The sequence below is a fragment of the Pelosinus fermentans JBW45 genome (assembly GCF_000271665.2).
GTDB classification, from domain to species: domain Bacteria; phylum Bacillota; class Negativicutes; order DSM-13327; family DSM-13327; genus Pelosinus; species Pelosinus baikalensis.
The window spans coordinates 4,828,884-4,843,770 of the sequence record NZ_CP010978.1 but is presented as its reverse complement, the minus strand read 5'-3'; the positions used below and the strand labels follow the sequence as shown (position 1 = coordinate 4,843,770).

Here is a 14,887-nt window from a genome sequence, read left to right as displayed (position 1 = left end):
ATGAAAGATTTTCTTCAGTATATTTTATATGAAGTGAAAAACAAGAGGTTGGCAAAAATAGACGCAAAAGATTTAATACGTCAATTACAAACTCAAGTTATTTCTGCGAAATCTGATTTTATTCATCCTTTGTTGCATCAAAATATTTCTGATCTTTCTTCGCAACGATTTAGTTCAACTTTTACGGGTCAGGAGTTTTTTTTGGCGGATCATGTAGTGCAGGGGAAACGGGTTTTACCTGGGGTAGCCTATCTTGAAATGGCACGAGAGGCAGTAAAACAAGCCATAGGAGATTTAGAAGAAGATAAGACCCAGCTTAAGATTAAAAATATAGTTTGGTCGAGGCCTATTACCGTAGAGGAACAGCCAGTAAAAGTAAATATTGAACTCTATCCTGAAGATAATGGAGAGATTACATATGAAGTTTCTAGTGAATCTGAAAAAGCGGGCATAGAACCTGTAGTACACAGTCAAGGGATTGCAGTGTTGAGTTCGGCATGGAAAGCTCCAACGTTGGACCTTAAGGAACTAGAAGCTCATTGTAATCAAAGTCTTTCTTCTAGTCAATTCTACCAAGCCTATAGTGCAATGGGAATTGACTATGGTCCGGGACATCGGGGTATTGTTACAGCTTATATAGGATCGGGCCAAGTTTTGGCAAAATTGTCTTTGCCATCGACCATTACTACTATGCAGGATCAGTTTGTTCTGCATCCCAGTTTGATGGATTCAGCCTTACAGGCATCATTAGGTCTAATGATGGGCGATAGTACGCGCCCCTTAAAACTCGCTCTGCCCTTTGCATTACAAGAAATTGAAATTTTCGGTAATTGTTCTTTAACAATGTGGGCTTTAATTCGATATAGTGAGGGCAGCAAAGCTGGGGATAATGTGCAGAAACTTGATATTGATTTATGTGATGAAATAGGAAATGTTTGTGTGCGGATGAAAGGATTTACATCAAGAATGTTGGAAGGCGAAGTGGGTACTATAGGTTCCTCAGAAACTATCGAAACGTTGCGGCTTACACCTTGCTGGAAGGAACAAACTGCTGTTCAAGAAGCTGTATTACCTGACTATGTTCAGCATGTAGTGGTACTTTGTGAACCAGATGGTGTTACCTTGGAGAGTATTAAAACCCAAATGAGGGGTGTGCATTGCCTTGTCTTACAATCTAAGGAGAACAGTATAGAGGAACGATTCCAAACTTATGCCGTTCAAATATTTGAGGAAATTCAAAGCATTCTCAAAGAAAGACTGACCGGTAAGGCGCTAGTTCAGATTGTAGTTTGTACACAGAATGAGCAGCAGCTCTTCTTTGGACTTTCCGGGCTTTTGAAAACCGCTCAGCTTGAAAATCCTAAACTTATAGGACAACTAATCGGAGTGGACCGGTGGACAAATTCTGAAGAAATCATAGAAAAAGTCAAGGAAAACTGCCAAAGTCCCTTTGAGAATCAAATTCAATATCAAGAAGAAAAAAGATTGGTTAGCGGTTGGAGACAAGTGGAAGCATCTCAGGAAGAAGTGGGTATACCTTGGAAAGACCAAGGCATCTATCTCATCACAGGAGGTGCTGGAGGCCTCGGTCTCATTTTTGCAAATGATATTGCACATAAAGTAAAGAATGTGTCATTGATTCTTACAGGACGATCCCCGCTTAGGGAAGACAAGCAAGAAAAGATCAAGGAATTAGAGCAGGTTGGCGTCCGAATAGAATATAAGCAAATTGATGTGACCCAGAAGCAGGCTGTTAGCGATTTAATCGATAGTGTTCAAAAGCAATATGGAAGACTTGATGGTATCATTCATGGTGCGGGAGTAAACCGAGATAACTTTATTATTAAAAAGACAAGGGATGAGTTTTTAAAAGTGTTATCTCCCAAAGTCACTGGATTAGTCAATCTGGATCAAGCAAGCCGGAATTTAAATCTTGACTTTTTTGTTCTTTTTTCCTCGATAGCAGGAAGCTTAGGCAATCTAGGTCAGGCCGATTATGCAACCGCTAATGCTTTCATGGACGTCTATGCAAGGTATCGTAATACTCTGGTAGATGCAAAACAACGGCAAGGTCAGACCCTATCCATTAATTGGCCGCTGTGGAAAGAGGGCGGTATGCACGTTGATGAAGAAACCGAAAAGATGATGATGCAAAGCATGGGCATGATTGCCATGAAGACACCAACCGGTATTAGAGCCTTGTATCAGGGCTTAGCTTCTGGTAAGGAGCAGGTGATGGTGATGGAGGGCAAACTGGCACGAATGAAACAAAAACTTTTGATGACAACTTATAACACTCAGCAATCGAAAGTTTCTGCTACAACCGAGGTTAATATGGGTAATATACTGGATAATGTGCAGAACGTTCTACTGCAAGCTGTATCCAAATTACTGAAAGTCAAGAGCGAGGATATTGATGTCGATGCCGATCTGAGTGAATATGGGTTTGATTCGATTACATTTACCGAATTTGCTAATCAACTAAATCAGGAATACAACCTTGAACTAACACCCACTATATTTTTTGAATATCCAACCCTTCATAGTTTTGCGGAATATTTGGTGGAAGAACACCAAGCAGTATTTAAAGTGGAACCAGAGATAGTTCCCATAGCATCTGATTCTACAAGAGGGACTGATATGGGTAATATACTGGACAACGTGCAGACCGTTTTACTGCAAGCTGTATCAAAATTACTTAAAGTTAAGAGCGAGGATGTTGATGCCGAGGCCGATCTGAGTGAATATGGGTTTGATTCGATTACATTTACTGAATTTGCCAATCAACTGAATCAGGAATACAGTCTTGAACTAACGCCCACTATATTTTTTGAATATCCAACCCTTCATAGTTTTGCGGAATATTTGGTGGAAGAACACCAAGCAGTATTTAAAGTGGAACCAGAGATAGTTCCCATAGCATCTGATTCTACAAGAGGGACTGATATGGGTAATATACTGGACAACGTGCAGACCGTTTTACTGCAAGCTGTATCAAAATTACTTAAAGTTAAGAGCGAGGATGTTGATGCCGAGGCCGATCTGAGTGAATATGGGTTTGATTCGATTACATTTACTGAATTTGCCAATCAACTGAATCAGGAATACAGTCTTGAACTAACGCCCACTATATTTTTTGAATATCCAACCCTTCATAGTTTTGCAGAATATTTGGTGGAAGAACACCAAGCTGTGCTTAAAACAAAAATGGGCGTACAAATTAAGGCTGAACCCCCTGTGCAAGTTAAGGAAGAAATTCTATCCAGCATAAGAAAAAAACGTTCCCGGTTTGCAAGAATGGTGACGGCACCCACATTAGAAGCAGCGAACTCATCGAAGACGGATACTATCAGTCCTGAACCTATTGCAATTGTAGGAATAAGTGGTATATTTCCTATGGCCAAAGATGTAAATGATTTTTGGAATAATCTTACAGAAGGTAAGGATTGTATCACTGAAATCCCTAAAGAGCGTTGGGATTGGCGGGAGTATTATGGTGATCCTAAACAAGATAGAAATAAAACAAATGCTAAATGGGGCGGCTTTATTGATAGTATAGATGAGTTTGATCCATTATTCTTTGGTATATCTCCCAAAGAAGCCGAGTTTATGGACCCCCAGCAGCGCCTATTGATGACCTATGTTTGGAAAGCCATTGAAGATGCCGGGTATTCGGCTCAAAGTCTTTCGGGAACCAACACAGGCATTTTTGTGGGAACAACAGGCACTGGTTATATGCAGCTGGTCTTTCAGGCTAATAGGCCAATTGAAGGTTATTCTAATACTGGCATTGTGCCTTCGGTAGGACCCAACCGGATGAGCTATTTTTTAAATATTCATGGACCCAGTGAACCTATTGAAACAGCATGTTCAAGTTCATTAATCGCCATCCACCGGGCGGTAAGTGCCATAGAGAGTGGAACTTGCGAGATGGCAATCGTTGGTGGTGTAAATACTATCGTGATGCCGGAGGTTCAAATCAGCTTCAATAAAGCTGGAATGCTCTGTGAAGATGGACGATGCAAAACTTTTTCCGACAAGGCTAACGGTTATGTGAGGGGAGAAGGGGCCGGAATGATATTCCTGAAAAAGCTCAAGGATGCGGAGCAAGCAGGAGACCATATTTATGGTATTATTCGGGGTACTGCCGAGAATCATGGGGGGAAGGCCAATTCCTTGACAGCTCCCAACCCTAAGGCTCAAGCAGAAGTGTTGAAAGCTGCGTACACTAAGGCTGGAATTGATCCGAGAACCGTTACTTACATTGAGACCCATGGAACTGGTACAAAACTTGGTGATCCGATTGAAATCAACGGGCTAAAGACAGCTTTCAAAGAACTGTATGAGGCCACAGGAGATTCTCATGTTGTAAGTAGCCATTGTGGATTAGGTTCGGTGAAGAGTAATGTTGGTCATTTGGAACTTGCTGCCGGAATCGCAGGTGTAATCAAAGTCTTATTGCAACTCAAACACAAAACACTGGCCAAAAGCCTTCATTGCGATACCTTGAATCCATATATTGAGCTTAAAGATAGTCCATTTCACATAGTCCAAGAAACTAGAGAATGGAAGACGTTACAAGATGCGAGGGGCAACGACCTTCCGCGGCGAGCTGGTGTGAGTTCTTTTGGTTTTGGGGGAGCCAACGCCCATGTAGTAATTGAAGAATATATTCCTAAGAATGAGGAACGATCTCAAAGCACAATCACTCAGAATAATCCCGTGATTATCATATTGTCAGCAAGGAATGAAGAGCAACTTAAAGAGCAGGTGCAGCAACTATTGGCAGCTATTGGAGAAGAGCAATTATCAGATGCCAGTTTAGCTGATATGGCCTATACTCTTCAGGTAGGACGGGAAGCCATGGAAGAACGCCTGGCTGTGATTGTAGGATCTATGAAAGAACTTGAGGAAAAACTAAAAGCTTTTGCAGAAGGTCATAAGGGTATTCCAGGTCTATATCAAGAGCAGGTAAGACGTAATAAAGAAACGATAGCTATTTTTGCAGCAGATGAAGATATGGCAAAAACGATTGATGCTTGGGTAATTAAAGGAAAATATTCTAAACTTCTGGACCTTTGGGTCAAAGGTCTGAGTTTTGATTGGAATCAACTATATGAGAAGAAAAAACTTCATCGTATCAGCCTGCCAACCTATCCCTTTGCCAGGGAACATTACTGGATTTCAAGGAACAAGATTAAGTTTGTTGGTAGCACGGCAACCCTAGCGTCAACAGCTCCTATTCATCCGCTGTTGCATCGAAATACTTCAGATTTATCTGAACAACGTTTCAGTTCGACCTTTACAGGTCAAGAATTTTTCTTGGCGGATCATATAGTGAAAGGTGAACGAGTCTTGCCTGGGGTAGCTTACCTTGAAATGACTCGCGCGGCAGTAGAACAAGCTGCAGGAGTTCTAATAGATGAGAAGACCCAAATTCAACTCAAAAACGTGGCTTGGGTTAGGCCTATTGTCGTGGGGAATCAGCCGTTACAGGTACATATCCGGCTATACCCTGAAGACAACGGAGAGATTGCTTATGAAATCTATAGTGAGTCTAAGAAAGTTGGCGCGGAGTCTGTAGTGCATAGTCAGGGCATAGCAGTAATGAGTTTGATCTCTGAAATTCCAATCCTGGATATTAAGAAATTACAAGCCCGTTGCAGTCAAAGCCTTTCTTCCGACCAATTCTACGAAGCTTATAGTGCAATGGGAATTGACTATGGTCCGGGTCACCGGGGTATTGAGATGGCATTTGTGGGATCAGATCAAGTGTTGGCGAAGCTATCCTTGCCTTCCCATATCTCTGATACGCAAGAACAATTTGTCTTACACCCTAGTTTAATGGATTCAGCTTTACAAGCGTCGATAGGTTTGATGATAGGTAGTGTTAATACACCTTTCTCTGGCAGCATAGCGTCTCGTAAACCGGCATTACCCTTTGCTTTACGAGAACTTGAGATCTTTGGAAAGTGTTCTTCTGCAATGTGGGCCCTGGTTCGATATGGTGAAGGCAGCAAAGCTGGAGATAAAGTGCAGAAACTTGATATCACATTATGTGATGAAACAGGGAAAATATGTGTACGGATGAAGGGCTTTTCAACTAGAGTACTGGAAGACAACGTTTATAAAATCCCATCACTTTCCTTAGATGATATGTTATGGCAAGTAGAACGGGGAATTTTAAATATCGAACAGGCTGAACAATTGCTGTGTCAGCTTTAATAAATAGGAGGAAAAAGATGAAAAAAGAGGATATTTTCGAGATTATTGCACGAAATACTTGTGAGGTAATTCCAGAGTTAGAAGGTCATGTATTTAAACCTAGTGATCGCTTGACAGAATTAGGGGCGAACTCGGTGGATCGTGCTGAGATTGTAGCAATGACCATGGAAGCCTTATCTTTGCAGATTCCGCGTGTGGAGCTGTTTGGAGCAAAAAACATAGGAGAATTAGCAGAGGTGTTATATGAAAAATCAAAATCAGTCTGAGCTCTTGATTACAGGTGTTGGTATCACGTCGGCTATTGGGCAAGGAAAAGCTGCATTTACTCCGGCACTGATGCAGGGGCAGCATGCATTTAGGGTAATGCAGCGCCCTGGGCGGCAAAAAGACACTTCATTTATCGGTGCAGAGATACCTTCCTTGTCTTATCCAGAACGTTTTTCAAAACGCGTGTTGAGAACTGCATCTTTTTCGGGGCAGGTGGCTATGGTCACTCTGCAAGAAGCCTGGGACGAGGCGAATTTGGCTGCAGTGGATCCTAGCCGCATTGGGTTGGTGATTGGCGGATCTAACCTACAGCAGCGAGATTTGATACAAACCTATGAAAATTATAAAGATCGTGCCCATCTTGTACGACCCACATATGGAATATCCTTTATGGATAGCGATTTATGTGGACTTTGTACAGAGCAATTTGGGATTCGAGGATTTGCATATACGGTGGGAGGTGCTTCTGCTAGTGGTCAAGTGGCCATTCTTCAGGCAATTCAAGCGGTTCAAACGGGCCAAGTTGACATCTGCATTGCTATGGGAGCTTTAATGGATCTTACATACTGGGAATGCCAGGCATTGCGATCTTTAGGCGCTATGGGAACTGATCGATATGCTGATGAACCTGCCATGGCTTGTCGACCTTTTGATAAAAATCGGGATGGATTTATTTATGGAGAATCCTGTGGTGCAGTCGTAATAGAACGAGCCGATTTTGCCATGAGTCGCCAGATAAAGCCCTATGCAATACTGTCAGGTTGGGCTGTAGCGATGGATGGCAATCGGAATCCGAATCCTTCCTATGAGGGGGAGGTTCAGGTGATTAGAAGAGCTTTGAAGCAAGGGAATTTATCGCCTCAAGAAATTGATTATATTAATCCTCATGGAACAGGTTCGACGATTGGCGACGAGATAGAAATAAAGGCAATTCAGGATTGTCAGTTATCGCATGCCTATATCAATGCAACAAAGTCTATTACTGGCCATGGACTGAGTGCAGCAGGAACTGTAGAGATTATTGCTACTCTTATACAAATGAAAGAGTCTAGGCTCCACCCTACAAGAAATTTAGAAGACCCCATAAATTCCTCTTTTAATTGGGTTAGAGGACAATCTGTTCCGCATGATATTAAACACGCCTTAAGTTTAAGCATGGGATTTGGGGGGATTAATACGGCAATTTGTTTACAAAATGCAAAATAACTACGTGAGGGGGAATAAATATGATTTCTGTTGGAATTGAAGCGATGAATGTTTTTGGAGGAACGACTTATCTTGATGTAATGCAATTGGCCCAGCATCGTCAATTGGATATTACCAGATTTGAAAATTTATTAATGAAAGAAAAAGCTGTAGCCCTGCCCTATGAAGATCCAATCACCTATGGGGTTAACGCAGCAAAACCAGTGATAGACTCTCTTTCTGCAGCGGAGAAGGAGCAGATTGAACTATTGATTACATGCACGGAATCTGGTATTGATTTTGGAAAATCTATGAGTACCTATATTCACGATTGTTTAGGACTTAAGCGAAATTGTCGCTTATTTGAACTCAAAAATGCTTGCTATTCGGGTACTGCTGGATTTCAGATGGCAGTTAATTTCATTCTATCCCAGGTATCGCCTGGTGCTAAAGCCTTGGTAATAGCAACTGATATTTCCAGATTTATGATTGCTGAAGGGGGAGATGCTTTGACAATGGATTGGTCCTTTGCAGAGCCAAGTGGGGGTGCGGGAGCTGTGGCAATCCTGGTCAGCGAAAATCCCCGTGTATTTCAAGTAGATGTGGGGGCCAACGGATATTATGGCTATGAGGTGATGGATACTTGCAGACCGATTGCTGATAGTGAAGCTGGGGATGCGGATTTATCATTAATGTCCTATTTGGATTGTTGTGAACAAGCATTTTTGGAATATCAAAAACGGGTAACTGGTGTGGATTATCGAAAAACATTTCAGTATCTTGCATTTCATACCCCCTTTGGCGGTATGGTGAAAGGTGCACATCGCAGCATGATGAGGAAGATGGCCAAAGCTAAGCCCCCTGAAATAGAAGAAGATTTTGCACAGCGTGTGATGCAGGGATTGACTTATTGTCAACGTGTCGGAAATATTATGGGAGCTACAGTATTCCTTTCCTTGGCCAGCACTATTGATCAAGGGCACTTTGATTCGCCTAAACGAATTGGTTGCTTTTCCTATGGGTCGGGTTGTTGTTCTGAATTTTATAGTGGGGTTGTTACAGCACAAGGGCAAGAATACCAGCGGCGTTTTGGAATGGAGCGTCAATTAAATGAACGCTATCGATTATCTATGGATGAATATGAAGCTTTATTAAAAGGTAGTGGTACGGTAAAATTTGGTACCAGAAATGTCAAATTAGATTCAAACTTTATTTCGGGAGCGTTGGCTTCCTGCAAAGGAAAGGAACGCTTATTTTTAAAAGAGATACGAGAATTTCATCGTGAATATGAGTGGATTTCATGAGTTATCAAACGATTCAAGTTCGCTTTCAAGAGCCGATTTGTTTCTTACAGTTTAATCGTCCTGCGGCCAATAATACAATTAATGAGCGCTTGGTTGAAGAGTGTCATCAGGTGTTGGCATTGTGTGAACCATCTATTACTATCGTAGTGTTAGAAGGCTCACCGGAAGTATTCTCTTTGGGGGCTGATTTTCAGGGTATACATGAAAAGATGGTAAGTGGACAAGCCAATGGACAAAGTCCGGAGCCCTTATATGATCTGTGGTTGAAGCTGGCAACTGGGCCGTACATAACAATTTCCCATGTTCGTGGAAAGGCGAATGCAGGGGGGATAGGATTTGTTGCAGCTAGCGATATTGTAATTGCCAATTCGACAGCGCAGTTTAGCTTGTCTGAATTACTGTTTGGTCTTTTTCCAGCCTGCGTTTTACCGTTTCTGATTCGTCGGGTTGGATTTCAAAAGGCTCATTATATGACGCTAATGACTCAGCCGATATCAGTTCAGCAGGCACAGATATGGGGATTGGTGGATGCCTATGATGTTAATAGTGAAAACTTGCTGCGCAAGCATTTACTTCGTCTTAAATGTTTATCTAATACGGGAATTTTACAGTATAAAAGATATATGAGCCAGTTATATGAATTACTACTTCAATCAAAATCCTTGGCCGTAGCGGCAAATCAAGATCTGTTTTCAGACCCTCGCAATCTGGAACGAATTTTTCTGTATGTGGAAAAAGGACAACTCCCGTGGAGAGGCTGATACAATATCGGTATTCTGGGTGATGAATAAGATGAAAGTCGCTCAAGGTACGTCTAAATATAAAAGATACGAGGAGGGATATTGATGAACTCACAAGAAATTTTACTTGCTCTGCAAGCAGGGAAAATAAGTCATGAAGATGCAAAGAGAGCATTAATGAAAAATATAAAAACAGTTTCAACAAGTGGAGGTTTACGGATAAAGGAAGTTTCATCAGGTGTGCCGGAAGGTGAAGTGGGCACAGTGGGTTCTTCAGAACCTATTGGGACTTTGAAGCTTACGCCTTGCTGGAAGGAAAAAGTTATTCTTCAGCAAGCCACAGCGCCTGACTATGCTCAGCAGATAGTTGTGCTTTGTGAACCGGATGAAGTTACTAAAGAAATCATCGAAAGCAAAATGACTAGAGTGCGTTTCCTTACCTTGCAATCTGAGCAGACGGATATTGAGGAAAGATTCCAAACCTATGCTATTGAAGTCTTTGAGGAGATTCAACGTATTCTCAAAGAAAAACCTATCGGTAAGGTGCTAGTCCAGATAGTAGTTTCTACTCGGGATGAACAGCAACTCTTTTTTGGACTTTCTGGGCTTTTGAAAACCGCTCAGCTTGAGAATCCCAAGCTCATTGGGCAATTAATTGGAGTGGATCGGTGGGAAGATTTTGAGAAAATGGTAGGAAAACTCAAGGAAAACAGTCAAAGTCCCCATGAAAACCAAATTCGATACCAAGAAGACAAAAGATTGGTTAGCAGTTGGCGGGAAGTTGAAGCATCCCAGAAAGAAGCGAACATTCCTTGGAAAGACCAAGGCATCTATCTCATTACTGGAGGGGCTGGTGGTCTAGGACTCATTTTTGCCAAAGACATTGCATATAAAGTCAAGAATGCGTCATTGATTCTGACTGGACGATCCCCGTTGGGGGAAGATAAGCGAGAAAAGTTTAAGGAATTAGAGGGTTTAGGCGTTCGAATAGAATACAAACAGGTTGATGTGACGCAGAAACAGGCTGTTGCTGATTTAATCCATAGTGTTCAGAAGCAGTATGGAAGTCTTGATGGCATCATCCATGGCGCGGGAGTGATCCGAGATAACTTTATTATTAAAAAGACAAAAGATGAGTTCCTAAAAGTGTTGGCTCCTAAAGTCACAGGATTAGTCAATCTAGATCAAGCAAGCCAGGATATAGGACTGGATCTTTTTGTTCTTTTTTCCTCGATAGCTGGAAGCTTAGGTAATCCAGGTCAGGTGGATTATGCAACTGCTAATGCTTTTATGGACGTCTATGCAAGGTATCGTAACTTGTTGGTGACTGCAAAGCAACGGCAAGGTCAGACGCTATCCATCAATTGGCCGCTGTGGAAAGAGGGCGGTATGCAGATTGATGAAGAAACTGAAAAGTTGATGATGCAAAGTATGGGTATGATTGCCATGAAGACATCAAACGGCATTAGAGCCTTGTATCAGGGATTAGCATCTGATAAGGATCAAATGATGGTCATGGAAGGGGATATAAAACGACTCCATACAGTATTTTTGAGTCAAACAACTGGAGTAGAAGTCTCCAACCCATCTTCTACAGTGGAAGAAAAGAAAACAGTTCCAGTTCTTGAGCCAAAATTGTTCAAGGAAAAAGCAATAAATTATTTTAAAGAGCAGCTTTCATCTATCATCAATCTTCCGAAGTATCAAATCGAAGCAGATGTTCAGCTGGAAAAGTACGGAATTGATTCACTGATGATTATGCAATTGACCAATCAATTAGAAAAAACATTCGGCTCGTTGCCGAAGACTTTATTCTTTGAATATCAAACAATTCAAGAACTAACCGAATATTTTGTTGGTTCCCATAGAGACCAGTTGATAGAATTGCTAGGGCTTGAGAGGAAAGCTGAAAGTATCGAGAGCGCCAAAGAATATGTAACTGTAGCAGAGCCTGTACAATCAAACCACAGCAGTCGCGGACGCTCACGTTTTGCATCCCTTAATATAAAATCACAGAAAGAAAGCAATACGGGACATAGGGATATTGCGATCATTGGTCTTTCAGGGCGTTATCCTGGAGCAGCCAATATCCAAGAATTTTGGAGAAACTTGCGAGATGGTAAGGATTGCATCACTGAAATTCCCAAGGAGCGTTGGGATCACAGTTTGTATTTTAATGAAGATAAGAACAAGCCTGGAAAAACTTATAGCAAGTGGGGAGGATTTATAGAAGGCGTAGATCAATTTGACCCTTTATTCTTCAATATCTCTCCAAGAGAAGCGGAAATATTAGACCCTCAGGAGCGATTGTTTTTGGAGTGCGTCTTTGAAACGTTAGAAGATGCGGGCTATACTCGACAATCCTTTAGTTCGCGGGACTTTGATTTGGAAGGTAATGTAGGTGTCTATGTAGGAGTGATGTATGAAGAGTACCAGCTCTACGGAGCTCAAAAACAAGCATTAGGAAAAATGTCTGCTCTTCCTGGGAATCCGTCGTCGATAGCCAACCGTGTGTCTTATTTTTGTAATTTCCATGGACCTAGTCTGGCCGTAGATACGATGTGTTCTTCTTCTCTCACGGCAATCCATTTGGCTTGTCAAAGTTTGCGACAAGGCGAATGTGAACTTGCAATTGCAGGCGGTGTCAATGTTTCCATTCATCCTAATAAATATCTACTACTCGGACAGGGAAAATTTGTATCAAGCAAGGGACGGTGTGAAAGCTTTGGTCTGGGAGGTGATGGCTATGTGCCTGGAGAAGGCGTAGGCGCAGTGCTCTTAAAACCATTGTCTAAAGCCATTGTAGACGGGGATAATATTTATGGAATTATTAAAGCGACTGCAATCAATCATGGTGGAAAAACAAATGGGTATACAGTTCCTAATCCAAATGCGCAGGCTAGTGTTATTAAACGAGCTTTTGCAAAAGGCGGGATAAATCCAAGGAAGATTAGTTATATCGAAGCACATGGCACTGGAACTTCCTTAGGCGATCCAATTGAAATATTGGGTTTGAATAAAGCTTTTCAGCAATTTACGCAAGATAAACAGTTTTGTGCTATTGGATCGGCAAAATCAAATATTGGGCATTGTGAGAGTGCAGCAGGTATTGCAGGGGTGACAAAAGTATTATTGCAACTCAAATATCATCAATTAGTGCCCTCATTACATTCTAAGACATTAAATCCTAATATTGATTTCAGCAATACCTCTTTTAAAGTTCAGCAAGAGCTTGAACAATGGCAACGACCGGTTCTGGAGTTCAATGGAGAAAGCAAGGAATATCCACGAATGGCTGGTATCTCTGCATTTGGTGCAGGAGGCTCAAATGCTCATGTAGTAATCGAAGAATATATTTCCCCCCAATTGGAAAGACCTCAGATTATGAATACCAATCAGAATCCAGCAATCATTTTATTATCGGCAAAGAATGAGAAACAACTTTATGAACAAGCTAAGCGATTGCTCACTGCTATTGGGGATCAGCAATTCTCAGATGCCAGTTTAGCTGAGATAGCATACACTCTTCAAATCGGACGGGAAGCAATGGAGGAACGCTTGGCTGTGATTGTGGGATCGATAAAAGAACTTGAAGAGAAACTGAGAGCTTTTGTAGATGGTCAGGAAGAAAATATGGAAGATTTATATCGAGGTCAAGTCAAACGTAATAAAGAGATGTTGGCTATTTTTAAAGCAGATGAAGAATTGTTGGAAGCCGTTGATAAGTGGATAGAGCGTAGGAAATATGCAAAACTTCTCAATCTTTGGGTCAAAGGTTTGATTTTTGACTGGGATAAGTTATATGGTGAGATCAAACCTCATCGTCTTAGTCTACCAACGTATCCTTTTGCCAAGGAACGTTATTGGGCACCTAAGCAAGAGAGCAAATTTGTCAGCGATACAACTGTAAGACAAGCTGCTGCTATAGACCACTCTTCGTCGTATCGAAATACTTCAGATATATCTGAACAGCAGTTTAATTTGACCTCTGCCCAACATTTATTGCAACCCATAACAGAATCAAATTCTTCTAAGCGATTTGACAAACAGGGAGGGGTTCTTTTACGGACATTATCAGATCAACCCACTTTACCGAGCAATCCAGCGGGTCAAACCAGACAATTAATTGCATTATCGTCGACAAGTGTTTCATCATTACAACCTAAAAATAACGAGGAATCTAAACTTGTGACTCATGCTCAACCAGGTATTCCGACAGAATTATTACAGGAAGAGCTGGCAACAAGCTTGGCGGAGGCTTTGTGTATGAAGCGAAGTGATGTTGATGTGGATGTAAGTTTTATTGATATGGGGTTGGACTCGATTATAGGTGTGGAATGGATTCAGGCAGTCAATAAGCAGTATGGTACCACAATTATGGCAACCAAGGTGTATGATTATCCAAGCATTCGTGAGTTCGCCGGATTCTTGGATAAAGAATTGAGTATACAAAGCAATCCCCCCAAAAGAATACAAGCGATTTCAGGTTTAGACCAGTCTCCAAAGGAATTTTCGCTGCAATCCGTCGAATTGACATCAATAGAATCAGCAACAGATCTAAGGGGTTCAACATCTGATCAAATTGAAAACCAAGGGAAGTCCAATCCATTGGCGGTTTCCTTTTCGGTAGAAACATTACAGGAAGAATTGGCAACAAGCTTGGCAGAGGCTTTGTACATGAAGCAAAGCGATGTTGATGTGGATGCAAATTTCATTGATATGGGTTTGGATTCGATTATAGGTGTGGAATGGATTCAGGCGGTCAATAAGCAGTATGGTATCACAATTATGGCAACCAAGGTGTATGATTATCCAAATATTCGTGAGTTCGCCGGATTTTTAGAAAAAGAATTAAATAACCACCATAGGGGAGGATTGAATCAAGTGTCCTTACAATCAATTTCATCCCCTTCCTTACGCGAGTTGATACAGCAAGTACATCAGGGAAATTTAGATATCGAACAGGCTGATAAACAATTACATCAATTATATATAAAGGCCTAATGGTAATATGATAATAGGCTAAAACTATTTTTTATGGTCATTGGAAAACAGGAACTCAGGTTGCCAATCGTGGAGTTCGATTAGCCGGGGAGTAAAAGCGGATAGCTCATGGGCTAATGGCTCTGGTTTCTCGTTATCCTTTGCGATTGCAAAACATGGATT

General features: G+C 41.5%; 6 protein-coding genes. All 6 read left to right on the top strand.

The window, feature by feature from the left end; genetic code table 11:
• The 6 genes from JBW_RS21450 (at window position 1) to JBW_RS21425 (ending at window position 14,725) form a co-directional block, all read left to right on the top strand.
• Window positions 1-6,225 (top strand): SDR family NAD(P)-dependent oxidoreductase, encoded by a 6,225-nt coding sequence (locus tag JBW_RS21450; RefSeq protein ID WP_052697343.1) that lies wholly within the window; start codon window positions 1-3, stop codon window positions 6,223-6,225.
• A 17-nt stretch (window positions 6,226-6,242) separates the two neighbouring features.
• Complete coding sequence (locus tag JBW_RS21445; RefSeq protein ID WP_007960099.1) at window positions 6,243-6,491, top strand: acyl carrier protein; 249 nt, start codon at window positions 6,243-6,245, stop codon at window positions 6,489-6,491.
• Window positions 6,469-7,698 (top strand): beta-ketoacyl synthase N-terminal-like domain-containing protein, encoded by a 1,230-nt coding sequence (locus JBW_RS21440; protein WP_007960100.1) that lies wholly within the window; start codon window positions 6,469-6,471, stop codon window positions 7,696-7,698. Before JBW_RS21445 ends, JBW_RS21440 begins: the two co-directional genes overlap by 23 nt.
• Before the next feature lie 20 nt (window positions 7,699-7,718).
• Complete coding sequence (locus tag JBW_RS21435; RefSeq protein WP_007960101.1) at window positions 7,719-8,981, top strand: hydroxymethylglutaryl-CoA synthase family protein; 1,263 nt, start codon at window positions 7,719-7,721, stop codon at window positions 8,979-8,981.
• Window positions 8,978-9,742, top strand: coding sequence for an enoyl-CoA hydratase/isomerase (locus JBW_RS21430; RefSeq protein WP_007960102.1), 765 nt, complete (start codon window positions 8,978-8,980; stop codon window positions 9,740-9,742). The genes JBW_RS21435 and JBW_RS21430 overlap by 4 nt, the downstream gene beginning before the upstream one ends.
• Window positions 9,743-9,826: 84 nt before the next feature.
• Complete coding sequence (locus JBW_RS21425; protein WP_007960103.1) at window positions 9,827-14,725, top strand: SDR family NAD(P)-dependent oxidoreductase; 4,899 nt, start codon at window positions 9,827-9,829, stop codon at window positions 14,723-14,725.
• The last annotated feature ends 162 nt before the right edge of the window (window positions 14,726-14,887 follow it).